Raw genomic sequence first — 25,354 nt, forward strand, 5'->3', positions numbered from 1 at the left:
CAAAAGAACATGTAACAATTAAAATAAAAACACGTCGGTAGCATGAGACCTTCAACAAGGTTTCACCCTAAGATGTGTCAAATTGAAAGTTGTTAATCACCCAGAGGAACAATTAAGAACCATAAATAAAATCTCAACTTATGAGGAAAATTAGCTTCTTGCTAGTGGCGTTGCTGCTTTTAGGCACAACCACCCTTAGAGCCGACGAGGGAATGTGGCTACTTCCGCTCATCGAAAAGCTCAACATGAAGGATATGAAGAAGGCAGGGCTTAAACTCTCGGCCGAAGATATCTACAGCATCAACAAGAGCAGCCTGAAGGATGCCATCGTCATCTTTGGGCGTGGCTGCACGGGCGAGATCGTCTCCGACCAAGGCCTTGTGCTCACCAACCACCACTGCGGCTACGGCACCATTCAGCAGCATAGCACCGTAGAGCACGACTACCTAAAGGATGGCTTCTGGGCAAAGACCAAGGAGCTAGAAATTCCATCACCTGGACTTACCGTTACCTTCCTCGAGCGCATCGAGGATGTAACCGCCAAGTTCAACGACGTACTTACCCCAAGCATGAGCGAATCAGACCGCGTTAAAGCCATCGCCGACCTCAGCAAGAAGCTTTCGGAGGAGGTTACCAAGGGCAAGTTCATCCGTGGACAGGTAACGCCAATGTACGGTGGCAACCAGTTCTACCTATTCGTGTACAAGACCTACACCGACGTTCGCCTGGTAGGCACGCCTCCCGAATCAATCGGCAAGTTTGGCGCCGACACCGACAACTGGATGTGGCCCCGCCACACCGGCGACTTCTCGGTGTTCCGCGTATACGCCGACAAGGATGGCAACCCCGCCGACTACTCGGCCAACAACGTTCCGCTGAAGCCCAAGAAGCACCTCAACGTATCGCTTAAGGGCGTTAACAAGGGCGACTACACCATGATCATGGGTCACCCAGGACGCACCAACCGCTACATGACCTCTTGGGAGATTAACGAGGTGCTCAGCATCACCAACCCCAACCGCATCAAGATCCGCGGCATCCGTCAGGATATTTGGATAAAGGATATGCAGGCCAACGACACCATCCGCATCCAGTACGCATCGAAGTATGCCAGCTCATCAAACTACTGGAAGAACTCAATCGGCATGAGCCGCGGCCTTAAGCGCCTAAAGGTTCACGACAAGAAGGAGGCACAAGAGGCAGCCTTCACCAGCTGGGTTAACCAGTCGCCCGAAAGAGTGGCTACCTACGGCAACGCGCTAGCCCTCATCAAGGAGGCGGTAGAAGGTCGCAACGAGTACAACAGCGCCATCCAGTACATTGGCGAGAGCATTAGGGGGATCGAAGCTATCGGAGCCGCATCGCGCTACGCCGCCGGCTTGCTGAAAGCGATAGAAGCCAAGGAGGATCTATCCAAAATTAAGGAGTCTACCAACGACTTCTACAAGGACTACAACGAGGCGCTCGACAAGAAGGTGGCCGTGGCCATGTTCACCCTATACAAGAAGGATGTTCCTGCCAAGTTCCTGCCTACCCTTTACGCCGACATCGAGTCGAAGTACAACAACAACATCGAGGCCTACGTAAACGACCTTTACGCTAGCTCAATCTTCGCCAACAAAAAGGCCTTCGGTGCATTTCTCGCTAACCCAACCGCTGATGCCGTTAAGAACGACCCCATCTACAAGGCTGCCCAAAGCATCAGCACCGTTGCCCGCGAGCTGTCCGAAAACATCACCCCATTCAACGAGAAGTTTGGAAAGGGCCAGCGCCTCTACATCGCCGGCTTGCTCGAGATGGATAAGGATAAGCCCCACTACCCCGATGCCAACTTCACCATGCGCCTCACCTACGGCAACGTGCTCGACTACATCCCTGCCGATGCCGTTCACTACGACTACTTCACCACCCTCGATGGGGTAATGGAGAAGGAAGACCCCTCCAACTGGGAGTTTGTTGTTCCTGCTAAGCTGAAGGAGCTTTACAACGCCAAGGACTTCGGCCGCTACGCCATGAAGAACGGCAAGATGCCGGTTGCCTTCCTATCGACCAACGACATCACCGGAGGTAACTCGGGTAGCCCCATCATGAACGCTAAGGGCGAGCTTATCGGTCTTGCCTTCGACGGCAACTGGGAAGCCATGAGCGGCGACATCGCCTTCGAGCCTCAGCTGCAGCGCACCATCAACGTGGATATCCGCTACGTGCTCTTCATCATGGACAAGTTTGCCGGCGCCAAGCACCTGGTTGACGAGATGAACATCGTGGAGTAACCCACCCAAAGCATTATACCGAAAAAGGTCTGCCGGAAGGCGGACCTTTTTTTTGCCAATAGGGATGTAGAGGATGTCATTTTTGATAGCTGAGGCTATCGTCGTCGGTAGGTTTGCCTATCGACGGAGGTAGGTGAAGCTACCGTCGGAGGTAGGATAGGCTATCGACGGAGATAGGTTAGGCTACCGTCGGAGATAGGTTAGGCTATCGTCGGAGGTAGGTGAAGCTATCGACGGAGGTAGGTTAGGCTACCGATGGAGATAGGTTAGGCTATCGATGGAGGTAGGTTAGGCTATCGCCAGAGGTAGGTTAGGCTATCGCCAGAGGTAGGTTAGGCTATCGCCAGAGGTAGGTTAGGCTATCGCCAGAGGTAGGTTAGGCTATCGCCAGAGGGGTTCATCAGGATAGCAAGCCATGGCATTACGCCCCCACCCTATGCCACTTGGCAATCAGCTGCACGAGAGTCTCGCTCAGGATAGGCTTGCACACGTAATCGTCGGCACCGGCCTCGAAGCAGGCATTCCTATCATCGCCAAGCGAGCTCGCCGTCATGGCAATAATCACGGGGCGCCGATCCTTGAAGCGCGAGACGATCCGACGGGTGGCCTCCAGCCCGTTCATCACGGGCATCTGCAGATCCATGAATACGAAATCGTACCGGCTACTTTCGAGAGCCTGCAATGCATCGGCCCCATTATCTACTATGCGGACGGAATAGCCATAGGAGGATAAGAGCTTTTGCATCAGCTTTTGGTAGATGACATTATCCTCGGCAACGAGTATGGAAACCGTATGCCTTTCAACCTCTGTAAACGAGGCAAGCTCTACCCTTCCCGCTCTAATCGCGCTACAATATCTTGCCTCACCACTCCCCTGCTTCATCTGTATTGATATTTATCCGTATGGTTTCACCTCGCATAATGGTTTGCATCCTCAGGGGAACCACTCGCCACAGCGCTATTCCCCAAGCACAGGTAGCTGCTTAGCACCTTTTGCGCCTGCTCTGGTCCGCCGAAGTGCTTAACCCGTTCCAATCCTTTTTGTACAAGGATGGCGCGTAGCGTAACGGTGGTAAGCAGCAGCTCCATTGCCTTGGCAATATTCGGAGATAGCGATGGGCTCACCAGCAGCGCAGCATCGCCAGCCACCTCGGGCATGGCGGTAACATTCGAGGTAACTACGGGTATGCCCGAAGCCATTGCCTCGATAATTGGCAGCCCAAACCCCTCCGAGTAGGATGGGAATAGCAGCATCTCCGCCATCTGGTACACCACCGGAAGGTGGCTTGCGCTGATGTAGCCCACCTCCTTTATCCGAGGTGCCGCTGATGCCAGCCCTAAATGCCGAAGCACCTTAGCAAGATGTCGTGGTGTAACGCCGCTTACTACCAAGTCGGGGATGTCTTCATCCATCATCTCAGGCAGCATGGCGTATGCCGATAGCACCCCCTTCAGGTTCTTTCGGGTTTCCGTATTTCCTAGAAAAAGGATGAAGCGGCTGGGCAGGCCGTAGGTTTGCTGTACCTCCCACCTCAAATCGGGCTGTGCCTGCTCGAAGAAACGGGAGGGTACGCCGTTGTAAACCACCTTTACCTTTTCGTCGGGTAGCCTGAGCCGCTGCTTGATGCTCTCCTTTTGGTATTTTGATACGGTAAATACCACCTTAGCCCTACGGGCAGCCCTCGGCGCTACCATGCTGCGGTAGATGTTACCCAAGCGCTGGGGCAACGTGCCGACGTTACGCTCTAGAAAAGCGAGGTCGTGCAGCGTAAGGAACAGCGGACACCGAACATGTAGCGGCGCAGTATTCGACATACAGTGCAGAATATCGGGTTTATTTCGCCGCACCCACTTGGGCAGCGACAGCTGCTCCCACACGGGGTAGCAAAATCCCGTTAGGTAGACGATATGGAAGTTGGCGGTTTCGGAGAGGCACACATCCGCATCCTTTCGGGTAAGGATGAAGTACTCGTTATAGGTATCCATCCGCTGCAGCTGGCGGATCATCTCCAGGGCAACCACATCCATCCCCCGCTTGTAGGGGTTGAATATGCGCCGCGCTTCGATGGCTATCCGCAGCCTTTCTTGGGGCTCTCTACTACTCGATTTGTTGCTACTCATAAGTGGCTTTTACTCCTTCTAGAAAGTGAAATGGGCAAGTGCCCTCTACCTACCAAGCTTCTTGCAGAAGCATCCCTACGCCTCACGGCACTTGCCACCTCACTCTTTATGGTTCAGAATCTTCATTCATAAACAAGCTGATGGGCTACTTTCCCTTTTTCTCACCCATTATTTAACCATTCTTACTGTTGGACAATGGGAGCAAGCCTCGGCTCTGCGCTTGCCTGCAGCGCCTTCGCTCCTTTTCTATCTTGGGGATCACCTGCTGCAACTGCGCCTTTACCGAGAAGTAGAGCTTCAGGGCGTGCTCCTGACGGCCATCTTCGTTGCAGCAGCCCTCCAGCAGCTCCAGCTCGGCGCGTATCGCCTCCATCCCAAAAAAGGAGATCGACGAGCGAAACTTATGCGCAGCCCTGCCCACCTCGGCCAGCCTACTGCAAGCCGTTAGCCCGTTAACCTGGCTGATAAACGCTGATGCCTGATCGAGAAAAGCCTGAAGCAGGTCGCCTTCAAAGCCGCTATCGCCCTTCGAGTAGCGATGTAGGTCGGATAAATCGTAAAGCATTAGAGCTGGTTTTATAAGTGGTACTTGATATAAGTACAACTTTACTTACTTTTAATAGTTCAAATTTTAGCTGATGATTTGCTCGGATATCCAACAGAACCCCGACAGGCTCGCCAGAGAATTCTACCAGCAGGAGGTGCTCACCATTGCCCCCCTGCTGCTGGGGAAGCCGCTGGTCAGGCGGCTCGACGATGGCACCCTGCTGCGCCTAACCATTAACGAGGTGGAGGCCTACCGCGGCGAGGAGGACTTGGCCTGCCACGCCCGCTTTGGCCGCACCGCCCGCAACTCGGTGATGTACCAGCAGGGCGGCGTGGTGTACATGTACTTAATATACGGAATGTACTGGATGCTGAACGTGGTTACCGGCAGCCACGACTTCCCCGAGGCCATCCTCATACGAGGAGCCGGAGCGTACAATGGGCCGGGAAAGCTTGCCAAGGCGCTGGCATTGGATAAATCGTTCTACGGCGAGGATCTCGCCACCTCCGAGCGGCTATGGATAGAGGATGCCCCCACGGTGGGGTACTATAAGACCACGCCCCGAATTGGCATTGGCTACGCCGCCAAGGAGTGGCGGGATATCCACTGGCGGTTTACGCTGTAGCAGCGGTATCAGTTCTAATTGTGGGCCGATGGCCTACCCTACCTGAGTAGGCACGGCATCTTCCAATGGCTGCTGCTGAAGCACGTCCGCCAGCTTCGGCGCCTCCTCGGCCTCCTTCTTCTTCTTCGCCCTGATGGTAGCGCGGCTCTTGAGGGTAACCACAAAGGGCTCGGCCACCGCGTTGATCTCCGCAATGGTCTTGCACACCTCGGCATCGTAGTCGGCCATGGAGTTAAGGTAGCGGAACACCCTACTCAGCGCGGAGCGTAGCCGCCGCGTGGCCTCCATGCTGGAGATGCCGCCAGCCCTGCCGTCGCGGATCTTCGTCCAGTAGGCGCCGCACGCAGAGGCCTCCTGCTCCATCCGCTCCACCACCTCGGTGGCGCCGATGGCGGCAACGGCAGCGGCCAGCTCGGGCGACTCCCTAACGTCGTTAGCGAGCTGGCGCATGGCCTCCACCCCCACGGGTATCGCCAGCCGTCGCGGGTTCTTAGCCCGCCGCTTAATGGCCCTAAGCACCATCCTTCCCGCCCTCTGCAAATCCTCCTGCCTCCGCAGCAGGGCCGACTCCACCAGCCCCCGTAGCTCGCGCGACGAGGCCACGCATAGGGCATAGAGCGCATGCTGCTCCTTTGTCTCCAGCGGGTTGGTATCGGGCCCCGTCGAGGCGTCGAATACCACCCCGGCCGCCTGAAGCTGCTCCACCATGGCCCTGGGAATGTGGCTGCCCGGCAGCAGCACCTCCACCCTATCGGTGACAAACATGGCCAGCGATCGGAGCTCCCTCCGGTGCAGCTTCTTTAGGTTGAACGATGTAATGCGTACCATACGAAAACGATTGTTAGGTTAATATCTCTCCGCGCTTGGGCCGATTCCTTCAGGTGGCGGTAACACCCCAAGCGGCTGTCGTGGGCTTGCTAACGGCGCTGAACGTAAAGATTGTAAACTTTTTTCAATTGCCAATCGTTGCCAAGCCGAAATTCGTCGGGGTACCTCCACCTTGCACTACTGCAAAATGATGATACCTCAGGGTATTCGTGCTTTGCAGCCTTACAAAATAGAAGAAACCCAGGGTTTCTATATTTTGCAGATCTACAAAATGGTAGTTCCTCGGGGTATTCTTACTTTGCATATCGACAAAATGAAAGTACCCCAAGGTATTTGCATTCTGCAAGCCTGCAAAGTTTCGATATCCTGGGGTATCTTCATTTTGCACGTCGATAAGAAATAAAGACCCCGAGGGTTCTTTATTTTGCAGGCTGGCAAAGCACGAGTACCCCGGTGGATCTTCACCTTGCACACCTACAGGGTAAGCTGCAGCTGGATGCTGCCTACTTGGCCGCACCAACGCGGTGGGGTGCGGCCAACGGATGGAGGGGCTGCGTACTCATCGCGCGGGGCTACACCCCACGCTACCGGATTACGCCCCTTCGGGGCTATCCATTACACAGCCCGAAGGGGCGCAATCGGCTAGCGATGGGTAACGCCCATCGCGATATGGCGAGGAATATCTCCATCAAAAAAGGGCAGCCACATCGCCATTTCTATTTCTGAGAAGAATGCACCATATTCGCCGAATAAATCATTCAGCATACATGACACTAAAACACATTTTCGCACTTCTACTGGTAGGAACTGCCCTCGTAGGCATTCGGCAGGAGGCTGCTGGGCTGCCAAGCAGCACGGAGGAGGACAGCCAGAAGAAACAGCAGATCCAAGACCTTTCGTCGCTCGCCACCCTAAATCGGATGCTCGCCCTCACCGACTTCAAGATCACATCAAAAAACCTATCGGACAAGGACCGTGAACGAGCCAATGCGGAAATTGAGCACCTCGTTGTGTACTTCTTCAAGGATAGCCACAACAGCACGCTTTACGAAGAGATGATTGGCTACACGGTGGATAAGGACAGCCGCTTTTGGAGCTCCGAGAAGGATACGCCCATCGTGGAGTACGAGAATGAAGTCCGGGTGCTTCGTGCCCAGGCGATCTTCGCGATATGGAAGTGCACCACCCGCGACTCCCTGCTCTCGGAGATAGAGGCGTACAACAAGCGCAGGAGCCAGCTGTTCCTAAGCGCATCGGCCAGCAACCAAGCGCACGACATCAAGGTGTCTGAGCCAAGCTGGCATAGGCTACAGCAGAAAGAGGCCATCGGTTAACGATGCAGCGCCTACGATTGGCAGAAATCGTAATAAATACGCGCGGGGCGTTACCCCGCGCTACTAGATAACGCCCTTACAGGGCTAGGTATTACAAGCATCCTACTAGCCCCGAAGGGGCGCAATCGGCTAGTGATGGGGAACGCCCATCGCAAGAAAAAGCCCCTCCAAGCGTACGCTTCGGAGGGGCTTACGGTATATGCGGATGCGGTTCTAGTCGATCAATCGTACGGCACCTTGGTCGGCCGAGGAAACGAAGTGGGCGTACTGGCGCAGCGCCTTCGACACCGTACGGTTGCGGCTGTGGGGCGTGTAGGCGTTCCTTCCGCGGGCCTCCTCCTCGATGCGACGGATCATCAGCTCGCCCTCGCTAATCTTTACGCTGATGGAGCGCTGGGCGATGTCGATCTCGATGATATCGCCATCGCGGATAAGGGCAATCTCGCCGCCGCTGGCCGCCTCGGGCGATACGTGACCGATGGATAGCCCCGAGGTACCACCCGAAAAGCGGCCGTCGGTAATCAGCGCGCAAGCCTTGCCAAGGCCCATCGATTTCAAGTATGATGTTGGGTAGAGCATCTCCTGCATGCCGGGGCCACCCTTGGGACCCTCGTAGCGGATCACCACCACGTTGCCCGCCTTTACTCGCCCGCCAAGGATCAGTTCGCACGCCTCCTCCTGCGACTCGCACACCACAGCTGGCCCCGCGAACTGGAAGATGGAGGGGTCGACCCCAGCCGTCTTCACCACGCACCCCTTGCTGGCGATATTGCCGAAGAGGATGCCCAAGCCTCCATCGCGGAAGTAGCAGTTCTCTATGCTGCGGATGCACCCCTCAGCGCGATCGCTATCGGGCTCCCAGGTGCAGTCCTGCGACCCCATCACCAGGTTCTTTACCCCAGCAGGGGCGCTCTTGGCCAGCTCGAAGGCCTCGGCAGAGGCCGTTGGGCGCATAATATCAAATTGGTTGATGGCCTCGCCCAGCGTTAGCCCATCGGCACGCGGAACGTCGGTGTGTAAAAGCCCACCACGCTCCAGCTCGCCAAGGATTCCGAGGATACCCCCGGCGCGATTCACATCCTCGATGTGGTACTTGGGCGTGTTGGGGGCCACCTTGCAGAGCACGGGCACGCGGCGCGATAGCGCGTCGATGTCGGCCATAGTGAAGTCGACCTCGGCCTCGTGGGCAACGGCTAGGATGTGCAGCACGGTGTTGGTCGATCCGCCCATGGCAATGTCGAGCGACATGGCGTTCTGGAACGCCTCGCGCGTGGCAATGCTGCGAGGTAGCACCCGCTCGTCGCCATCGCGGTAGTACCTCCAGGTATTCTCGACGATGAGCTTGGCGGCCTTCTCGAATAGCCTCTTTCGGTTGATATGGGTAGCCACCACAGTTCCGTTTCCGGGAAGCGCTAGGCCAATGGCCTCGTTCAGGCAGTTCATGGAGTTGGCGGTGAACATGCCCGAGCACGATCCGCAGGTAGGGCAGGCCGATCGCTCTATGGCATCGATATCCTCGGCGGCCACCTTATCGTCGGCGGCCATCACCATGGCATCAACCAGGTCGTACTTTCTATCCTTGTACTTGCCCGCCTCCATCGGCCCACCCGATACGAAGATGGTGGGGATGTTCAGCCTCATGGCGGCCATCAGCATGCCGGGGGTAATCTTGTCGCAGTTGCTGATGCACACCATGGCGTCGGCCTTGTGGGCGTTTACCATGTACTCCACGCTATCGGCAATGATATCGCGCGAGGGCAGCGAGTAGAGCATGCCATCGTGACCCATGGCAATGCCATCGTCTATGGCAATGGTGTTGAACTCGGCAGCGTAGCACCCCTGCTCCTCGATGAGCCGCTTCATCATCTGGCCCACCTCGTGCAGGTGAGTATGCCCGGGCACAAACTGGGTAAACGAGTTAACAATGGCTATGATAGGCTTGCCTATCTGCTCCTCCTTCATGCCGGCTGCACGCCATAGGCTTCGGGCTCCGGCCATGCGGCGCCCCTGCGTCGACGTCTCGCTTCGTAAGCTAATCTTCATCGGAAAAGTGTTTATTCTTTACTAAAAGAGCCTCCCTCAGCGTGTGAGAAAGGCTCGTGATATCGTTAACCACACACCGTTCTCACACCGCCACTGGTTTAATGACGAGCACCACTAGAATGGGGAGAATGGTAGGATAATTGCTCATGTGGATATTGTTGATAACCGCAAATTAAGCATCCCACCGCCAAATAAAAGGGGTGTTAAGAGAAATTAGCAGTGGATTATCCTGTAGCACCCTGATGATTTCCAACAGCATTTGCCAATTCTGCTAAAATAGTTCAGCGTGATGTACGATGGAGCATCAAACCATCTGCGATAGGTCCGTTTCGCCTTCTAGGTTGATATTGCGATAAAAAAAGGAGGAACAAGCATCGGCCTGTTCCTCCCTACGGTAAATATTGTAATGCGGGTCGATTACTCCACGAAGAGCTGCAGCAGCACCGTAAGCGTAAGAATGACCATCAGGATGGCATCAGCAATAAAGGTGCGCCGGGTAAAGGTGAGGAACACCCCTAGGATGTAGCTCAGCGGCAGGGATACGATCAGCATAATCTCCTTCGAAACCGTTGGAACTACAAAGTAGGCAGCAGCGCCAATCGCAATCATCGAGTAGAATATGAGGAATATCTTGTTGGTGCGAACCTTCTGCGTGCCAACCCAGCTAATGATAAAGAAGGTTGCGTATATGGCAGCAACGGTGAGCACCGCCAGGAATCCGTAGCCAAAGAAGCTGTTCATCTTCTTGGGAATTGCCGCAATCACCTTCGAGGGGTCAAACATGCGCAGGTGCTCCAGCGCGTCGTCATCAAAAAAGATGTAGAAGGTTACCAGAAACAGCAGCGGAACGATAAGCCCACCCAGCATGGTAACCCACTCGCGCCAGCTAAACGGACGCATAACGAGTATCGAAAAGATCACCATCAGGATGAAGACCATCGATGGCAGGTATACGATAGATGCTAGCCCAATAAAGAAGGAGGCAAGAAAGAATTCTCCCTCGGCATAGTCCTTTCGGTACGAGGCAAAGATGCTGTTGAGCGACAGAATCAGCAGCGGCATGGCAACAAGTGCCGCTGTAAGGTGCTGCAGCGAGATAAACGAAAAGCTGATGACGACAAAGAGCAGTATCGGGATAACGCTACGCTGAGGCATAAAGATGTATCGGTTGTTGAGCCGATGCATCATTAAGATAACAACAATGCCTACCACAAAAGCCAGAGTGGAAGATAGCATGGGGAAGGCAATGCCAAATCGGTTAATCAGCAGCTCCACCGGGGTTCCGTACTCAAGGGTTCGGAGCGGCTCCCACTCGCCAATCCCCATAAGCGACTTAACCCAAAGCGCTACGGATATTACGACAAACGTTGCATAAACTTGAATGGTATCCTTACGAAAAAATTTAACCAGCATGACTCCGCTAATTATAAGTCTTGACCAATATCGCGCCTAAAGTACTTCTTCTCGAAGGAGATGTTGGCGATGGTGGCGTACGATTTAGCCAACGCCTCCTCCTTGCTGCTGCCCAACGAGGTTACGGCAAGCACGCGCCCCCCCGAGGTTACCAGCTGCCCATCCTTGGTGGTGGTTCCAGCATGAAAGATGATGCTGTCCGACTGTGCTGGAAGGCAGATGGGGTAGCCTTTCCCATAATCTTCGGGGTAGCCACCCGACACGCATACCACGGTAATAGCCGATTCTGGCTTTATGCCAAACGACTTGCTGTCGAGCGTTCCGTTGGCAACACCTTCGAACAGGTCGAGGATGTCGGCATCCAAGCGGGGAAGCACCACCTCGGTTTCGGGGTCGCCCATGCGCACGTTGTACTCTATGACGCTTGGCTCGCCGCCATCGTTCATCAGCCCTATGAAGACAAAGCCCTTGTAGGTGATGTTATCCTTTTGCAGCCCCCGTATGGTAGGCTCCACAATACGGGTCCGTACCTTTTCCATGAAAGCTTCATCGGCAAATGGAACTGGCGAAACGGCACCCATACCGCCGGTATTTAGCCCGGTATCGCCCTCGCCAATGCGCTTGTAGTCCTTAGCTTCGGGAAGTATCTTGTACGACTTGCCATCGGTAAGCACGAACACCGAGCACTCGATTCCCTTAAGGTGCTCCTCTATAACCACTCGGCTGCTGGCTGCACCAAACTTACCGTCGAACATCTTGGCGAGCTCGTCCTTTGCCTCATGCAGGTCGTCGATGATTAGCACACCCTTGCCCGCTGCTAGGCCATCGGCCTTAAGCACGTAAGGAGCCTTAAGCCCTTCGAGAAATTGGTAGGCTTCGGCCAATGTCTCCTTTGTGAAGGATTGGTAGGCAGCTGTTGGAACGCCGTGACGTACCATAAAGGCCTTGCAGAAAGACTTGCTGCCCTCGAGCTCGGCCCCAAGCTTCGATGGGCCAATAACGGCGATGTGCTTGGTGGCTTCGTTGCCCGTAAAGTAGTCGTATATACCCTTTACCAGTGGATCTTCGGGGCCAACCACAATCATATCGACATGCTCCTTTAGGCTGAATTCCTTTAGGGCGTCAAAATCGGTGGCGCTGATGGCCACATTTTCGCCAAGCGCTGCAGTGGCTGGATTACCAGGTGCAATAAAGAGCTTGGTTAGCTTCGGACTTTGTGCAATCTTCCAGGCAAAGGCATGCTCTCTTCCACCTGAACCCAATAAAAGAACTCTCATCGTAAAGGTTTTATCGTTGTATGCTAATTTTAGATGCTAGATATTAGACGTTAGATGGTAGACAAAATCTGCTTAGGTGCACTTTATCCCCTCCTTGGGAGGGGGCAGGGGGTGGGTTAAACAAACCCAACATTCTCCTTAAACAAATTCCCTTTTCTATTTGCGCCCCAACCCACCCCTACCCCTCCAAGGAGGGGATCAGGCGCTTGGGGCTGCCTTTGTCTAAATCTCTAGCTTCTCTAAGACGCGATAAATCGCGTCTCTACGGTATCAATACTCAATGCTCCTCATTCTATACCCCTTCACGTTCTGGATGTAGTCGAGAACACGGGGAAGGGCATAGCGGAGATTCTTCTCGGCCTTAAACGAATCGTGGAATACGATGATGGCGCCGGGGCGTACCACCTTGATCACGTTGTTTGCGCAGCCTCGGCGCGATAGCGTGCGGCTGTAGTCGCGGCTAAGCGTGTCCCACATGATAATCTTGTAGCGCTCGGCAAGCACCTTTGCCTGCGAAGGCTTCACGCGGCCGTATGGTGGCCTAAGCAGCGTAGAGTGTATTAAGGCATCGGCCAAATCGATATCCTGAATGTAACTGCCTACGCTCATGCTCCACCCCTTTTGGTGGCTATAGCTATGGTTGCCTACGGCATGCCCCTCGTCGAGAATCATCTTAAAGGTTTCGGGGTACATCTCCACGTTTTTCCCCAAGCAAAAGAACGTTGCCTTGGCGTTGTACTTGCGCAGCTGCTCCAGCACCCACGGGGTTACCTCGGGGTTGGGACCATCGTCGAAGGTGAGGAATACGGAATCTGTCTCATCCGGGAAACTCCAGATGAAGCTGGGGAAGAGCTTCGTTAAAAATTTTGGCGGTCTAAAGTACATAGGCTACTTGTCGTATTGGGCAATTGCCAACTCGAGCTTCAGGGCTACATCGGTGTCACCGTGCTCCCTGGCTGCTTTGGCCATACTATTCAGATTCTGCAAAGCTAACGCTTTTTCGTTTAAGACATAGCTCTTTTGGTACGAATTCAGCTTGCCGATAAAGGTAAGCAACTGCAGGTTATCCTTCATCAGGTAGTTAATCAGCTTACGGGCCGTTACATCTTTGTTGAGCGTCAGCAACAGATCGACCATTTCGCCCTGCCGAAATCCTAGAGGAATGATATCAACAGGAATAACCTTGAGGCATCGATCGGTGAGCGCTGAGGCCCGTGCCGTATCGCCCATCGCCAGGAGGCTCTTGGCCGTTTTGATGAAGGCAACACGGTAGCCCGACACGAGGCGCTTACTGAAATCGTCGTAGTAGCTCGACTTGTCGAATTTATCCGCGGTAAAGCCCTTCATCAGGTAGCTATACGACGCTATGGTGGCCCTGCGGCTCACCTTTTCGGCGCTATCGGCAGGGCAAATTACCAGCTGGTTGTTAAGTCCTATCCTAAAGAGATGATTCTTTATCAGTTTATAGCCACCTGGAGGTACCGTCTGCGCAAAACTAATGGATCGCGAGAGGTAGTTGTTGCTGATGATATCGAGGTACACCAGCTGGTCGCGGGTGATGAGCTGGTTGTTGGCAAGGTAGATGTTCGACGAATCAATGGCGGTTAGTCCCGGTAGTATGATAACCTTTTGGGGAAGGTAGTGCACCTTTCGGCCATCGCTGAAGGGCGAGTCAACGCGGTTGTCGGGATACTCCGATAGCAGCTGAGGCACGGCAACGTGCAGCGGCACCGGCGGCATGGCCGAATCCTTGCAAACCGCATAGCGCAGCTCGTTGGGCAGGGCGTAGATATCCTTACCCCGCAGCTTAAAGGCATCGTTGGTGTAGGTCTTCTGGGCGAGCTGAACAGGATTCCAGGTGGTGTACATGTAGTTGCTGTTAAACACCTTTACATCCTGACGAATGCCCTCCACCATTTGGGCGTACCAGAGCGGGAAGGTATCGTTATCGCCGTAAACCATCAGCAGCGAGTTTGTGGGAACGCTGTTCAGGAAGTTCTTGGCATAGTTCAGGGCGATGCTGCGACCCGAACGGTCGTGGTCGTCGTAGTTTTGGGCAAGCACCAAGGTTGGAACGCCTAGGAATGCCACCGCAACGGCAGCCTGCAGCTTGGCGAGCTTTACCTTCTCCAGCTTCTTTGCCAGATACACCAGCCCGTAGCCAATCCAGATGGCGAAGACGTAGAACGAGCCCACGTAGGCGTAGTCGCGCTCGCGCACCTGACCGGGCGTTTGGTTCAGGAACAGCACAATGGCAATCCCCGTAAAGAAGAAGAGCAGCAGCGTGCTCAGAAAGGCATCCTCGTGCCGCTTCGACTGGTAGAACATCCCCAAAAATCCGAGAATAAGCGGGATGAGGAAGTAGCGGTTGTGCGCCTTGTTGCTCTTGTACGAATCGGGTAGCGCATCCTGTGGCCCCAGCAGCAGGTTGTCGAGAACGGGGATGCCGCTAATCCAGTTTCCGTTTAGGATGTTGCCCTGTCCGGGTATATCGTTTTGCCGTCCGGCAAAGTTCCACAGCAGGTAGCGGAAGTACATCCACCACATCTGGTAGCCGCCAAAGAAGGTGAGGTTATCGCCAAAGGTGGGCTTGATGGCCTTTAGCACCTTGCCGCCCTGCTTGGCGTAGGCAACGGAATCCTCCTTGGCGATCATCGCCCAGCTGCGGTAGTCGGCAATATGGTCGGGATTATCGCTGTAGATGCGGGGAAAGAAGGTGCAGTGCGAGGCGTAGTACTTCTTCTTCTGGGTGTAGCCCTTTACCTCGTAGTGGCCATCGATCTTTACGTAGATGGGCTTATCGTCGACCACCTCCTTTACCGGAGCCGAGTAGTAGGGACCGTAGAGCAGCGGCGACTCGCCGTACTGGTCGCGGTCGAGGTACGACTTTAGGCTGAAGATGTTGTCCACCTGGTTCTGGTTCATCGGCGGATTCTGCGTGCCGCGGATGAGCACCATCGCGTAGCTGCCAAAGCCGAGGGTGAAGAGGGCGAAGCTGAGCGTGAAGGTCATCGCCCTGGCGTGCCCCTTCCGGTAGGAGTACCAGATGCCGGTGCCAAAGGCGGCGAAGATCAGCGTAACGCCCGTGAGCGTCCCCGTGTTGTAGGGCAGCCCAATGCGATTAACGAACAGCAGTTCGACGCCCGAAATCAGCATCAGCAAAAACGGTACAAAGAAGTAGAGCACCAGCCCAACGGCCAGCGAGCTAGCCACCACGGCCAGCACCTTCTTCCAAAAAGTGAGGTGGTAGCATCGGGAGATTACCAGGTAGCTGATGGCTGGAAGTATGAGCAGGTTGAGCAGGTGTACCCCGTAGGATAGCCCGCACAGGTAGGCGATAAGGATCAGCCAGCGCGAGCTGATGTTGCCCTCCTCGGTGGTGTACCACTTGAGCGCAGCCCAAAAGCATACCGCCGTAAACAGCGCCGAGAAGGCGTACACCTCGGCCTCGACGGCCGAAAACCAGAAGGTGTCGGTAAAGGCAAAGGTCATGGCGGCAGCAAAGGCGGCCAGCTGGGCGATCCACCTCTTCCGCAGCTCATCCTTTAGGGTGATATCGAAGAGAAGCGCCACCGACTTGTAGAGAAAGAGTATGGTAAGCGCGCTAACCAGCGCCGAAAAGGCGTTAACGAACAGCGCAACGCTCTGCGCGTTGGGGGCCATAGCGGCAAACAGCCGCCCCACCATGGCAAACAGCGGCGCCCCAGGCGGGTGGCCCACCTGTAGCCCGTTGGCGGCAGCAATAAACTCGCCGCAGTCCCAAAGGCTAACGGTTCGCTCGAGGGTTAGCAGGTAAACGGCCAGCGAAAGGGTAAAGGCTAGGACCGAAAGAATCCGATCTAGCTCCAGCTTTCTAAGCATATGCAGGATGATAGTTTTACGATGCCGTGCAAAGATAAGCCTTACGCCGCAACCCACACCTACCCGTTCCGACAAATGGCCGCTTTTTGCAGGTCGAATAGCAGTAAATAGCTGTTATTGGAAGATGGGGGATCGGCCCAGCGGGGGAGCTGGGCCAAATTGCTTGCATGAGGTCATGCAAGGGGGAAAAATCCATTTTTTATGCTTGCATGAGGTCATGCAAGCACCAAAAAACCATTTGGAGCCCTTACATGAGGTCATGCAAGCACCAAAAACTGATTTGAAGCCCTTGCATGAGGTCATGTCAGGCCGAAAAATTCATTTGGAGCCCTTGCATGACCTCATGCAAGCTATTTCTTCCTACTTTTACCGCCAAATCTACCCATCCATGCTAAAGCGTACCATCACCCTCGCCATACTAGCCTGCCTCGCGCACGCAGGCAGCGCGCAGCCGCTCTCCATCCCCCGATCGCCCAAGGGGCTGCCCGACTCCGCCAGCGTGGGCATCCACCTCGACGGATCGTCGTTCTTCTACAACTACGAGTACTTTAAGCCCTTTGCCGAAGGCTACACCCAGCCCGGGTTCTCGCTGATGCCAACGGTGCAGGCCAGCTTCGGAAGCCAGCTGCTCGTCGGCGGAGGGGTTCACCTCAACAAGTACTGGGGCACCAAGCCCTTCACCGAAAACACGCCGATACTCTTTGCCCGCTACCAGCCGCTGAAGAACTTCTACGTGCAGGTGGGCACCATCGAGAACCGCGACGGGCACCTGCTCAGCGACCTGCTCTACAACCCGCTTTACAAGATAGACTACCGCCAGGAGAACGGCCTGCAGCTGCGCTACTACGGCTCGCGCCTCTTTGCCGACGCATGGGTTAGCTGGGAGAACTACATCCGCCAGGGCGACAACGACCAGGAGCGGCTCACCGCCGGAGGGTCCATCCTGGCGCAGCTCACCCCCAGCAGCTCGCGCTGGGAGGTGATGATTCCCCTCCAGGTCGTGTTTAAGCACATCGGCGGCCAGATAAACGACAAGAGCGACACCACCAAGCGGGTGCACACCTACTCGAACCTCAGCCTCGGCATTCAGCTTGCCTACAGGTACAACAGCAGAGGGGCGAAGGTGGGGCTGCTCATTCAGCCGATAAAGTTCGGAGGGAGCTTCAACGCAAGCTCCAGCCTAGTAACCAAGGGCAGGAGCGCGCTCTCGTCCACCCTCTTCCTGAGCAGCAACGCGGTAGACCTGAAGCTGGGCTGCCTATTCGGGAACATGGTGTACACCATCCTAGGCGACCCCATATACAGCAGCGTAAATGTCGGCCTTGCCCCCGTTGCCAAGGCCCGAAACGTGTTCACCGGAACGTTCGCCTACCACAAGGAGGTGTACCCCGGCATGCAGTTTCGGTTCGACACCGGGTGCTACCTCGACCCCTCGTACTCGGGCCTCGACTACTTCTACGGAGCCGGGATAAGCTTCCAGCTGGATCGGATGGTGAAGACAGGGAGTTGGAAATAAGACCATCCGTGATCTCCGTTCCGAATAAAAAATCCCTTTTCGCACATCATACATTTTTGCTATCTTGCGACCCAATCGCATTTTTAAACTTATATGGACGACGATTTTTTTGACTTGTACGACTTTGATGTCAACGACGCCGAGGTTGAATATGAGGTAGACCTCATCAAAAGTAAGCTAGATGATCTGCGCAGCATCGACGCGCTAAAGACCTGCTTCTCCTGCATCGACCTTACCAGCCTAAACACAACAGATACCCTAGAAACGGGAAAGACCCTTGCCGAAAAGGTGAGCCGCTTCCAAAAGGATTTTTCGTATATGCCCAACGTGGGCGCCATCTGCATCTACCCATCGCTCATCAACGAGGTGCGCAAGAACCTTAAGGCAAAGGATGTGAAGATTGCTACCGTTACCGCCGGATTCCCCCACTCGCAAACCTTCCTCGACATTAAGCTTTCGGAAAGCCAGATGGCCGTCGAAGAGGGCGCCGACGAGGTGGATATCGTAATGTCGGTGGGCCGATTCCTCGAGGAGGACTACGAAACCGTTTACAACGAGATTGCCCAGGTGAAGGACGCCATTGGCGACGCCCACCTAAAGGTGATCCTCGAAACCGGAGCGCTCCCCACCTACTCGTCCATCCGCCTGGCATCGCTGATTGCCATGGAGGCTGGTGCCGACTTCGTGAAGACCTCTACCGGAAAGATCAACGTGGGCGCAACCCCACAGGCCGTTTACGTCATGGCGCAGGCCGTGAAGGACTACTACGACCGCACCGAGCGCATGGTAGGCATCAAGCCTGCCGGCGGCGTGGTTACCACCAACGATGCCCTTACCTACTACGGCATCATGAAGACGGTGCTCGGCGAGGATTGGCTCAACAACACCTACTTCCGCCTGGGCGCAAGCCGCCTGGCCAACAACCTGCTCTCCGACATCAAGGAGGAGCCCGTTGAGTACTTTTAGTTCATACCATTAATTCAATATAAAGCACCGCCATTTTCAGTTTGAGAAGGCGGTGCTTTTTTTATACGAAGCCTATCCCGGATTCGAACCATCAACCTGCACGATCCGCCATAGCGCAGGTGCAGCCTTGTTCGACAGAGGAAAGAGAGCCTTCGCCGAACGGGGAAATCGCTTCCTGAAGTAGGGAAACCCTTTCCGAACGTCAAGAAATCATTTCCTGAAGCAAGGAAGCCTCTTCCGAACGTCAGGAAATCGTTTCCTGAAGCGGGGAAGCCTCTTCCAAACGTTAGGAAATCATTTCCTGAAACGGGGAAGCCTCTTCCGAACGTTAGAAAATCATTTCCTGAAGCGGGGAAGCCATTTCCTAACGTTGGGAAATCATTTCCTGAAGCAAGGAAGCCTCTTCCGAACGTTGGGAAATCGTTTTCTGAAGCAAGGAAACCTCTTCCGAACGTTGGGAAATCATTTCCTGAAGCGAGGAAGCCCCGCAGCGGCGTACGATTAAAGAAATTCGCTACTTTTACCCTTCTATAACAATTAACCTAACCTATGCCTATTCGATTTATTAGGTACCGGTACCTCAAGCGCCGCCGGAAGCACCGCTACCTCCCCGTAAAGCCACCGTACACGCACTGCAAGAACTGCGGGAACGTGCTCCACAGCCAGTACTGCTCGGTGTGCGGGCAGTTTGCCCACCTCGACAACCGCCCCTTCGGCGAATCGCTGGCCTTCTACCTCGAGCACCACTACGGGCTCGACCACAAGCTGGGCTCCACGCTCTACAACCTCTTCTTTAGGCCAGGGTTCCTCACCAAGGAGTACATGGCCGGCCGCATTGTCCGCCACGTGCACCCCTTTAAGCTCTACTTCTTCTCCAGCATCCTGCTATTTGGGGTGGCGCTCCACTTTACCCCCCTCAGCAAGGAGAACATGAAAAATGCCGACGAGCTGGCCGTAAAGGAAACACCCCATGTGGATAGCGCTAAAACAAAAGACATGGACAAGGTAGCTCCCGCACAAAAAAAGGGAGAAGAGGACGAAAGCGTGAGCGCCAACGATGACGACGACGATGAGTCCGCCTTCGACAGCATGATAGAGGGTCTTGCCGAGGGTAGCCTCAAGGGCAAAACCCAGGGCGAGGTGGCCGAAATGTTCTTCCACAACCTGTCGATATCGGTGCTGCTGCTGATGCCCATCTTTGCGCTGCTGCTAAAGCTCTTCTACATCCGCCGGAAGCAGTACTACATGAGCCACCTCATCCACTCCATCCACCTGCACTCGGTGCTCTTCATCCTCCTATCTGTTGGGGCGATATGGGACTCGCAGGTAAACGCCCACAAGATTACGGGATGGATGCTGCTGCTCTTTCTGGTGTACCTGGTGCTAAGCCTATCGCGGCTGTACGGACAGGGCATTCGGAAAAGCACCGTTAAGGCGCTGATGATGCTCTCCATCTACTCCATCATCTGCCTACTTGCCGTGGTTGGTGCAGCCATATACATTGTGGTGTAGCCGTGCCTATAGCAGCCATCGTAAAACCTACACGAATCCATTCTAGCATGTTTATCCGAGCCATCAGATATAAGATTTTAAAGGCAAAGCGCCGCCATCGCCAAAAGGCGAACGCGAAGCCGCCCTACACCCACTGCAAGAACTGCGGCGAGGAGCTGCACGGCATGTACTGCTCGAAGTGCGGGCAGTACGCCTCGGAGGCCAACCGCCCATTCGTAGAATCGGTAAGGTTCTACCTCGAGCACCACTACGGGCTCGATCGCAAGCTGGGAACCTCGCTTCGCCACCTCTTCCTGAAACCCGGCTTCCTTGCCCGCGAGTACATGGAGGGGCGCATCGAGCGCCACGTCCACCCGTTTAAGCTCTACCTGTTTGCCAGCATACTTCTTTTTGGGGTGATGATTCCGCTCACCCAGAGCAGCAGGGAAGGGAAAACCTCCGACAGCAAGCCCTTTGTAGATACCACCAGGGTAGCCGATCGTAGGGAAGCGCTATCCTCCGATACTGCCAGCGCTCATCAAAAGGTAGAACCGCCCAATGCCGCATTCATCGATAAGGGAAATGACAGCTCGATGAGCCGATTGGAGAGGCAGGCAAAAAAGAACCTCACGGGGGTATCGCGCAAGGAGATATTGCAGAAGTTCGTGCACTACCTCTCGCTTTCCGTAATCTTTCTGATGCCCGTTTTTGCCCTCCTGCTGATGATCATCTACCGAGGCCGGGAGCGCTACTACCTCGGGCACCTCATCCTCTCGGTTCACCAGCATGTTGTGCTCTTCTTCGCCATCTCGCTATCGCTAATATGGGAGAAGCTGATATCGGCCAACCATCCCATTGGCATCTGGCTGTTCTGGGCAACCTTCGTTTACTTCGTGCTGAGCCTTGCCCGCTTCTACCGCGAGAAGATCATCAAATCGCTGATGAAGGCCTTTCTGCTGCTCTTCCTGTACCTCATCATCTGCTCCATTGCCATTGTGGCGGTGGGGGTTCTGGTGATAATGATTTAGGAGATACAAGTATCAAGACACAAGACTTTTTTCAGTGACCTCTTTGCTCCCATATCTCTACATTGAAATCAGAGCAACCCCAACCCCGAGAAATCGACCACCACATCGCCCTTCACCTCGTCCATCTCGGCAATGGGGATGCTTCTCCCATGCTGATGGGCAAAGTCGGCGATTACCCGGGTGGAGTCGGCCGTAATCTCGGGGCTACCCACGGGGTACTTGTTGTAGATGATGCCTGCCACCTCGATGCCGCAGCTGAAGAGCGCCTCCAGGCTCAGCAGCGTGTGGTTGATGCTCCCCAGCTTCGACGAGGTGACCAGGATTACGGGCAGCTGCTCGTCCTTCACGTAGTCGATGGTGTAGTAGCTGCGGGTGATGGGCACCATTAGCCCGCCGGCGCCCTCGAGCAGCACCACATCGTAAGCCTCCTTCAGCCTTTGGGTGGATTGGCGGGGGAGGTCGAGGTCGATCTCGCGCTTGTCGATTTCGGCGGCAAGGTGCGGCGAGCAGGGGTAGGTGTACACTATCGGACAGGTGGTGTAGTCGGTATCCACCGGCTGCAGCTCCATGCCCATCAGCTGGCGGTGGGTGATGATATCCTCCGATACGCCCACGCAGCCCGTTTGAATCAGCTTTTGGGTAATTACGTTCACTCCCTTTGCCAGCAGGTACTTTGCCAGCATTCCCGTTGCCATGCTCTTGCCGGCATCGGTATCAATTCCTGTTATGAAAAAGACTTTACTCATTTATATAGACTTTAGATGTTAGACATTAGACGCTAGACTTTAGATATTAGAATTTAGTACGGGGGTACAGAGAGGATAGGGATTTTAGTTCCTACTCTCTATTCACTATTCACTACTCCCTCCCCCCTTTCTCGCCACCACGTACATCGGATGGTAGGTGAGCGGGTAGCCGTTAGCGCTACGGAACTCCTCGTAGCCCTCGGTAAAGCGGGCGAGCTTCCCCTTGGTCCAGCACTGGCGGAAGGCGCCGTTTACGCCCGTTTGCTTGATGTGGCGCAGCACCTCAACCGGCTCGTCAAAGTAGATGGAGGTACGATCCTCCAAGCACTCCTCAACATCGAAGTACCGACTCACAGCCGCACGAAACGCGTCATGCGATAGGTAGGATAATCCGCTTCCGGTAAGCTCGCGAACCTCGCGGAGGTTTTGCGGACCAAAGGTGCTGATGGCAACGGTTCCGCCTTCGCTCATCGCCTCGGAAAGACGCTTCAGGAAGCCCTCCAAATCGGAAAACCACTGCACCGCCGACGAGGAGACAAAGAGGTCGATGCCGCTGGGAAGCTCCATAGCCTCGGCATCGCCCAGCTCGAAGGTAGCATCTACGGCATTGCAGCGCTGGGCAGCCTCGTCAACGTAGCCCTTCGACGATGGGGCGATATCGTTAAGCAGCCAGGCCGCCTTGGGGAAGCGCTCCAGCACCATCTGGGTAAGAAACCCCGACCCGCAGCCCACCTCAACCGCGCGGTTGATGACACCTCCTACGTGCTTATCGAGTAGCGCGGCTAAGCGTTGGGCAATCGCCTGCTGCACCACCGCCTCGGTAGCGTAGGTGCCGTAGCACCCGGTGAATCCATCTCGTACCGCTTTCTTATTCATTGGTTCTTCCATTTTTACATGTTAGCGATTCCGCCTGGAGGCATGCATGTGCACATTCCACCTCCAAAAATCTTTTTTTACCCCTTGCATGTGCACATTCCACCACCGAAAATGAATTTTTTGCCTTTGCATCTGCAGATGCAAGCACCAAAAACATCCGGTTTGCCCTTGCATCTGCAGATGCAAGCATCAAAAATGCATTTGGAGGGGTTGCATCTGCAGATGCAAGCCTCACAACTATCTCTAGGCACTTCGGCGTTATCCCCTCCTTGGGAGGGGGCAGGGGGTGGGTTCTCTTCTCTCAAACAGACAGCTACTCTTTTAGCGCCATTAACCCACCCCTACCTCCCGCCTAAGCGGGAGGATAACGGAGACTTGATTAGGTGTTTGTCCTACTCACTACTCACTATTCCCCAATCATCTCCTTCCACGACTCCACCTTCCCGAAGCAGAGGTGAGCGCCGCCAATGGTCGTAGCCCTATCTCCCCAATGGTTTTTCAGGTTTTGGTATGGGAAGATCAAATCATCGGTGGAGATAAGGGCGGACGACCAGATATCCTTATTCGGCAGCGACCATCGTTGGAAGTGCTCGCCCAGCAGGATTAGCTCCTCCCGCTGCTCCTCGAAGCAGCGCTGGGGCATCAGCTCCGACAGCTCGGCGTAGCCACGGGCACCGCCGCAGATGCGCATCGTAAACTTTTTCATGGTGGTCTCGGTAAGGTTACCCACCGTTCCCCCGAATATGGCCGTAGGGATTCCCTCCGTGTCGCTTACCGGGTTCAGCGTTCCGTTGATGGCACGGGCGCTATTGGCCCGCAGCAGACCCTGCTCCATCAGCCAACCTGCAGCCCAAACGCCAAACGACCAGGCCACCACCTCAACCTCGTCGTATTCGTTGGTAACTGATTGATCGAAATCGAGCGAGCGGTAGTCGTACACGGCCACCACATCGTGCCACTGGCTGCCGATGTGCCTTATGCAGCGCTCGTCGAAACCCCATCCGCAGAAAAAGAGGATAAGCGACTTGCGGCTATTCCTTACTACCCATTTTGCTTCCATTGCTCGGCTACCTTTACGATTTCGGCTACTTCGTCTTCGGTTATCTGCGGATGGAGCGATATGCGGATTCGCGCCTCGCCCTTGGGCACGGTGGGGTAGCGGATGGGCAGCGCCCAGAAGCCGTTCTGCTGCATCAGCTCAGCCAAACGAATGGCTTCGTGATTCTCGCCAGCCACAATGGGCACGATGTGCGAGCAGCCGCGCGTCTCCGCGCCCACCCTTTCCAGCTCCGAGCGCAGCAGGTTACCCAAAGCAATCAGTTTAGCTCTATCCGTCGCCATTCCTTCGAGCGCATCTACCACAAAGCGGCTCCAATGCAGGCTTACGGGCGGCAGCGCCGTGGTGAATATCAGCGGGCGCATGGTGTTTACCAGGTAGCTTACCACCTCGCGATCGGCAACAAGGTAAGCTCCCTGCGATGCGATGGCCTTGCCGAAGGTTCCCACGATAAGGTCGATGCGCTGGGTGGTGCCGGTTGCCTCGCAAAGCCCAAGCCCGTGCGCACCCACCGCCCCAAAGGCGTGCGCCTCGTCGACGTACAGCGTTGCGCCGTACCGCTCCTTCAGGTCGCATAGGGCTGGTAGGTCGGCCACATCGCCATCCATGCTGAACACCGATTCGGTTACGATGAATATGCGGTTGTAGTCGTTTCTATTCTTGATGATGAGCCTTTCGAGATGCTCCAAGTCGTTGTGGCGGTAGCGCTCCCACTTGGCCTCGCAGAGCCTTAGCCCGTCGATGATGCTGGCGTGAACCAGCTTATCGGCAAGTATCAAATCGCCCTTCGAGGTTAGCGCAGGCAGCACTCCGATGTTGGCATGGTATCCGCTGTTGAACACCAGCGCCGCCTCGCGCCCAAAGAGGCTTGCCAGCTTCTGCTCCAGCTCGGTGTACGATGGCGCATTGCCCGTAAGCAGCCGCGACGAGGTGGAGCCCAAGAGAAACTCTGCGGTATTGTCAACGCTTGCCAAGAACTCTCGCTGCAGCTCAAAATCGCACGCTACGCCAAGGTAGTCGTTCGACGAGAGGTTCAGGTAGCGCCGTCCCTCGTGGACGATGTACTTTCCCTCGCTACGGGTGTTGCGCAGCTGGCGCAGATTCCCCGATTGCTCGAGCTGGGATAGTATGGTTTGATAATTCGTCATTCTTCTTTCTTATCAGTACCTCGATTATTTCTTCTACGTAATCCCCTCCTCGGGAGGGGGCAGGGGGTGGGTTTACTTTTCAAATAAATGAAGACATCTAAAGTTGAAACGCCCTTAACCCACCCCTACCTCCCGCCAAGGCGGGAGGATAAAGAGCCTTGATTAAGCATTTGTCTGTTCACTCACTTCTCCCTATTCACTACT

The 25,354-nt window shown here is 55.0% G+C and carries 22 protein-coding genes; 7 read left to right on the forward strand and 15 right to left on the reverse strand.

Annotation, left to right across the window (positions count from 1 at the left end; translation table 11 throughout):
* The first annotated feature begins 140 nt into the window (after positions 1-140).
* Entirely contained in the window at positions 141-2,273 is a 2,133-nt protein-coding gene (locus ACHZA1_RS07740; RefSeq protein WP_320054663.1) for a S46 family peptidase, read from the forward strand.
* Positions 2,274-2,694: 421 nt separating this feature from the next.
* On the opposite strand, the gene ACHZA1_RS07745 is transcribed toward ACHZA1_RS07740, so the two are convergent.
* The 3 genes from ACHZA1_RS07745 to ACHZA1_RS07755 form a co-directional block, all read right to left on the reverse strand.
* A complete protein-coding gene (locus ACHZA1_RS07745; RefSeq protein WP_320054664.1) occupies positions 2,695-3,156 on the reverse strand; it encodes a response regulator in 462 nt (153 codons plus the stop codon).
* 26 nt (positions 3,157-3,182) lie between these two features.
* On the reverse strand, positions 3,183-4,394 hold the full coding sequence (locus ACHZA1_RS07750; RefSeq protein ID WP_320054665.1) for a glycosyltransferase family 1 protein: 1,212 nt from the start codon (positions 4,392-4,394) through the stop codon (positions 3,183-3,185).
* A 172-nt stretch (positions 4,395-4,566) separates the two neighbouring features.
* Positions 4,567-4,959: an Hpt domain-containing protein gene (locus tag ACHZA1_RS07755; protein WP_320054666.1), complete on the reverse strand. Its 393-nt coding sequence runs from the start codon at positions 4,957-4,959 to the stop codon at positions 4,567-4,569.
* A gap of 73 nt (positions 4,960-5,032) precedes the next feature.
* Here ACHZA1_RS07755 and ACHZA1_RS07760 point away from each other — a divergent pair, with 73 nt between their 5' ends.
* Complete coding sequence (locus tag ACHZA1_RS07760) at positions 5,033-5,566, forward strand: DNA-3-methyladenine glycosylase (protein ID WP_320054667.1); 534 nt, start codon at positions 5,033-5,035, stop codon at positions 5,564-5,566.
* Between the two features lie 33 nt (positions 5,567-5,599).
* Here ACHZA1_RS07760 and ACHZA1_RS07765 read toward each other — a convergent pair whose 3' ends face one another.
* Both ACHZA1_RS07765 and ACHZA1_RS07770 read right to left on the reverse strand, forming a co-directional pair.
* Positions 5,600-6,394: a DUF6261 family protein gene (locus ACHZA1_RS07765; RefSeq protein WP_320054668.1), complete on the reverse strand. Its 795-nt coding sequence runs from the start codon at positions 6,392-6,394 to the stop codon at positions 5,600-5,602.
* Between the two features lie 642 nt (positions 6,395-7,036).
* Positions 7,037-7,159: a hypothetical protein gene (locus ACHZA1_RS07770; RefSeq protein ID WP_320054669.1), complete on the reverse strand. Its 123-nt coding sequence runs from the start codon at positions 7,157-7,159 to the stop codon at positions 7,037-7,039.
* A gap of 2 nt (positions 7,160-7,161) precedes the next feature.
* Here ACHZA1_RS07770 and ACHZA1_RS07775 point away from each other — a divergent pair, with 2 nt between their 5' ends.
* Positions 7,162-7,728 (forward strand): hypothetical protein, encoded by a 567-nt coding sequence (locus ACHZA1_RS07775; protein WP_320054670.1) that lies wholly within the window; start codon positions 7,162-7,164, stop codon positions 7,726-7,728.
* Between the two features lie 213 nt (positions 7,729-7,941).
* On the opposite strand, the gene ilvD is transcribed toward ACHZA1_RS07775, so the two are convergent.
* The 5 genes from ilvD to ACHZA1_RS07800 all read right to left on the reverse strand — a co-directional run bounded on the left by ilvD (position 7,942) and on the right by ACHZA1_RS07800 (position 16,322).
* Positions 7,942-9,771, reverse strand: coding sequence for a dihydroxy-acid dehydratase (gene ilvD, locus ACHZA1_RS07780; RefSeq protein ID WP_320054671.1), 1,830 nt, complete (start codon positions 9,769-9,771; stop codon positions 7,942-7,944).
* A 417-nt stretch (positions 9,772-10,188) separates the two neighbouring features.
* The gene (locus tag ACHZA1_RS07785; RefSeq protein WP_320054672.1) at positions 10,189-11,184 is read right to left on the reverse strand and encodes a DUF6427 family protein; all 996 of its coding nucleotides are present in this window, start codon (positions 11,182-11,184) and stop codon (positions 10,189-10,191) included.
* Between the two features lie 11 nt (positions 11,185-11,195).
* Positions 11,196-12,461 carry a phosphoribosylamine--glycine ligase gene (gene purD / locus ACHZA1_RS07790; protein WP_320054673.1) on the reverse strand — a complete coding sequence of 422 codons (1,266 nt, stop codon included), beginning with the start codon at positions 12,459-12,461 and terminating at the stop codon, positions 11,196-11,198.
* A gap of 270 nt (positions 12,462-12,731) precedes the next feature.
* Positions 12,732-13,346 (reverse strand): polysaccharide deacetylase family protein, encoded by a 615-nt coding sequence (locus ACHZA1_RS07795; protein WP_320054674.1) that lies wholly within the window; start codon positions 13,344-13,346, stop codon positions 12,732-12,734.
* Between the two features lie 3 nt (positions 13,347-13,349).
* The gene (locus ACHZA1_RS07800; protein WP_320054675.1) at positions 13,350-16,322 is read right to left on the reverse strand and encodes a DUF2723 domain-containing protein; all 2,973 of its coding nucleotides are present in this window, start codon (positions 16,320-16,322) and stop codon (positions 13,350-13,352) included.
* A 388-nt stretch (positions 16,323-16,710) separates the two neighbouring features.
* Here ACHZA1_RS07800 and ACHZA1_RS07805 point away from each other — a divergent pair, with 388 nt between their 5' ends.
* The 4 genes from ACHZA1_RS07805 to ACHZA1_RS07820 all read left to right on the forward strand — a co-directional run bounded on the left by ACHZA1_RS07805 (position 16,711) and on the right by ACHZA1_RS07820 (position 21,323).
* On the forward strand, positions 16,711-17,838 hold the full coding sequence (locus ACHZA1_RS07805; RefSeq protein WP_320054676.1) for a hypothetical protein: 1,128 nt from the start codon (positions 16,711-16,713) through the stop codon (positions 17,836-17,838).
* Between the two features lie 93 nt (positions 17,839-17,931).
* Positions 17,932-18,804 carry a deoxyribose-phosphate aldolase gene (gene deoC, locus ACHZA1_RS07810; RefSeq protein ID WP_320054677.1) on the forward strand — a complete coding sequence of 291 codons (873 nt, stop codon included), beginning with the start codon at positions 17,932-17,934 and terminating at the stop codon, positions 18,802-18,804.
* 549 nt (positions 18,805-19,353) lie between these two features.
* A complete protein-coding gene (locus ACHZA1_RS07815) occupies positions 19,354-20,316 on the forward strand; it encodes a DUF3667 domain-containing protein (protein WP_320054678.1) in 963 nt (320 codons plus the stop codon).
* Positions 20,317-20,363: 47 nt separating this feature from the next.
* Positions 20,364-21,323 (forward strand): DUF3667 domain-containing protein, encoded by a 960-nt coding sequence (locus ACHZA1_RS07820; protein ID WP_320054679.1) that lies wholly within the window; start codon positions 20,364-20,366, stop codon positions 21,321-21,323.
* A gap of 68 nt (positions 21,324-21,391) precedes the next feature.
* Here the strand turns inward: ACHZA1_RS07820 and bioD are convergent, their stop codons facing one another.
* From bioD to ACHZA1_RS07845, 5 genes are all read right to left on the reverse strand, one after another.
* Complete coding sequence (gene bioD / locus ACHZA1_RS07825; RefSeq protein WP_320054680.1) at positions 21,392-22,069, reverse strand: dethiobiotin synthase; 678 nt, start codon at positions 22,067-22,069, stop codon at positions 21,392-21,394.
* A gap of 105 nt (positions 22,070-22,174) precedes the next feature.
* Positions 22,175-22,945, reverse strand: a complete 771-nt coding sequence (gene bioC / locus ACHZA1_RS07830) for a malonyl-ACP O-methyltransferase BioC (protein ID WP_320054681.1) — start codon at positions 22,943-22,945, stop codon at positions 22,175-22,177.
* Entirely contained in the window at positions 22,938-23,135 is a 198-nt protein-coding gene (locus tag ACHZA1_RS07835; protein ID WP_394701070.1) for a hypothetical protein, read from the reverse strand. The genes bioC and ACHZA1_RS07835 overlap by 8 nt, the downstream gene beginning before the upstream one ends.
* 216 nt (positions 23,136-23,351) lie before the next feature.
* Positions 23,352-24,005, reverse strand: a complete 654-nt coding sequence (locus ACHZA1_RS07840; protein WP_320054683.1) for a pimeloyl-ACP methyl esterase BioG family protein — start codon at positions 24,003-24,005, stop codon at positions 23,352-23,354.
* Positions 23,987-25,150 (reverse strand): 8-amino-7-oxononanoate synthase, encoded by a 1,164-nt coding sequence (locus tag ACHZA1_RS07845; RefSeq protein WP_320054684.1) that lies wholly within the window; start codon positions 25,148-25,150, stop codon positions 23,987-23,989. The genes ACHZA1_RS07840 and ACHZA1_RS07845 overlap by 19 nt, the downstream gene beginning before the upstream one ends.
* Positions 25,151-25,354 lie beyond the last annotated feature (204 nt).

The sequence above is a fragment of the uncultured Acetobacteroides sp. genome (assembly GCF_963667355.2).
GTDB lineage: Bacteria > Bacteroidota > Bacteroidia > Bacteroidales > ZOR0009 > Acetobacteroides.

What these genes read in the sequence shown, in the direction of transcription:
- ACHZA1_RS07785 (WP_320054672.1), bottom strand. Translation starts at nt 11,184, where the DNA reads ATGCTGGTTAAATTTTTTCGTAAGGATACCATTCAAGTTTATGCAACG.
- ACHZA1_RS07770 (WP_320054669.1), bottom strand. Translation starts at nt 7,159, where the DNA reads ATGCTGAATGATTTATTCGGCGAATATGGTGCATTCTTCTCAGAAATA.
- ACHZA1_RS07800 (WP_320054675.1), bottom strand. Translation starts at nt 16,322, where the DNA reads ATGCTTAGAAAGCTGGAGCTAGATCGGATTCTTTCGGTCCTAGCCTTT.
- ilvD (WP_320054671.1), bottom strand. Translation starts at nt 9,771, where the DNA reads ATGAAGATTAGCTTACGAAGCGAGACGTCGACGCAGGGGCGCCGCATG.
- ACHZA1_RS07750 (WP_320054665.1), bottom strand. Translation starts at nt 4,394, where the DNA reads ATGAGTAGCAACAAATCGAGTAGTAGAGAGCCCCAAGAAAGGCTGCGG.
- ACHZA1_RS07845 (WP_320054684.1), bottom strand. Translation starts at nt 25,150, where the DNA reads ATGACGAATTATCAAACCATACTATCCCAGCTCGAGCAATCGGGGAAT.
- ACHZA1_RS07820 (WP_320054679.1), top strand. Translation starts at nt 20,364, where the DNA reads ATGTTTATCCGAGCCATCAGATATAAGATTTTAAAGGCAAAGCGCCGC.
- deoC (WP_320054677.1), top strand. Translation starts at nt 17,932, where the DNA reads ATGGACGACGATTTTTTTGACTTGTACGACTTTGATGTCAACGACGCC.
- ACHZA1_RS07740 (WP_320054663.1), top strand. Translation starts at nt 141, where the DNA reads ATGAGGAAAATTAGCTTCTTGCTAGTGGCGTTGCTGCTTTTAGGCACA.
- purD (WP_320054673.1), bottom strand. Translation starts at nt 12,461, where the DNA reads ATGAGAGTTCTTTTATTGGGTTCAGGTGGAAGAGAGCATGCCTTTGCC.
- ACHZA1_RS07760 (WP_320054667.1), top strand. Translation starts at nt 5,033, where the DNA reads ATGATTTGCTCGGATATCCAACAGAACCCCGACAGGCTCGCCAGAGAA.
- ACHZA1_RS07805 (WP_320054676.1), top strand. Translation starts at nt 16,711, where the DNA reads ATGCTAAAGCGTACCATCACCCTCGCCATACTAGCCTGCCTCGCGCAC.
- bioD (WP_320054680.1), bottom strand. Translation starts at nt 22,069, where the DNA reads ATGAGTAAAGTCTTTTTCATAACAGGAATTGATACCGATGCCGGCAAG.
- ACHZA1_RS07840 (WP_320054683.1), bottom strand. Translation starts at nt 24,005, where the DNA reads ATGGAAGCAAAATGGGTAGTAAGGAATAGCCGCAAGTCGCTTATCCTC.
- ACHZA1_RS07835 (WP_394701070.1), bottom strand. Translation starts at nt 23,135, where the DNA reads ATGCTTGCATCTGCAGATGCAAGGGCAAACCGGATGTTTTTGGTGCTT.
- ACHZA1_RS07745 (WP_320054664.1), bottom strand. Translation starts at nt 3,156, where the DNA reads ATGAAGCAGGGGAGTGGTGAGGCAAGATATTGTAGCGCGATTAGAGCG.
- ACHZA1_RS07795 (WP_320054674.1), bottom strand. Translation starts at nt 13,346, where the DNA reads ATGTACTTTAGACCGCCAAAATTTTTAACGAAGCTCTTCCCCAGCTTC.
- ACHZA1_RS07755 (WP_320054666.1), bottom strand. Translation starts at nt 4,959, where the DNA reads ATGCTTTACGATTTATCCGACCTACATCGCTACTCGAAGGGCGATAGC.
- ACHZA1_RS07815 (WP_320054678.1), top strand. Translation starts at nt 19,354, where the DNA reads ATGCCTATTCGATTTATTAGGTACCGGTACCTCAAGCGCCGCCGGAAG.
- ACHZA1_RS07765 (WP_320054668.1), bottom strand. Translation starts at nt 6,394, where the DNA reads ATGGTACGCATTACATCGTTCAACCTAAAGAAGCTGCACCGGAGGGAG.
- ACHZA1_RS07775 (WP_320054670.1), top strand. Translation starts at nt 7,162, where the DNA reads ATGACACTAAAACACATTTTCGCACTTCTACTGGTAGGAACTGCCCTC.
- bioC (WP_320054681.1), bottom strand. Translation starts at nt 22,945, where the DNA reads ATGAATAAGAAAGCGGTACGAGATGGATTCACCGGGTGCTACGGCACC.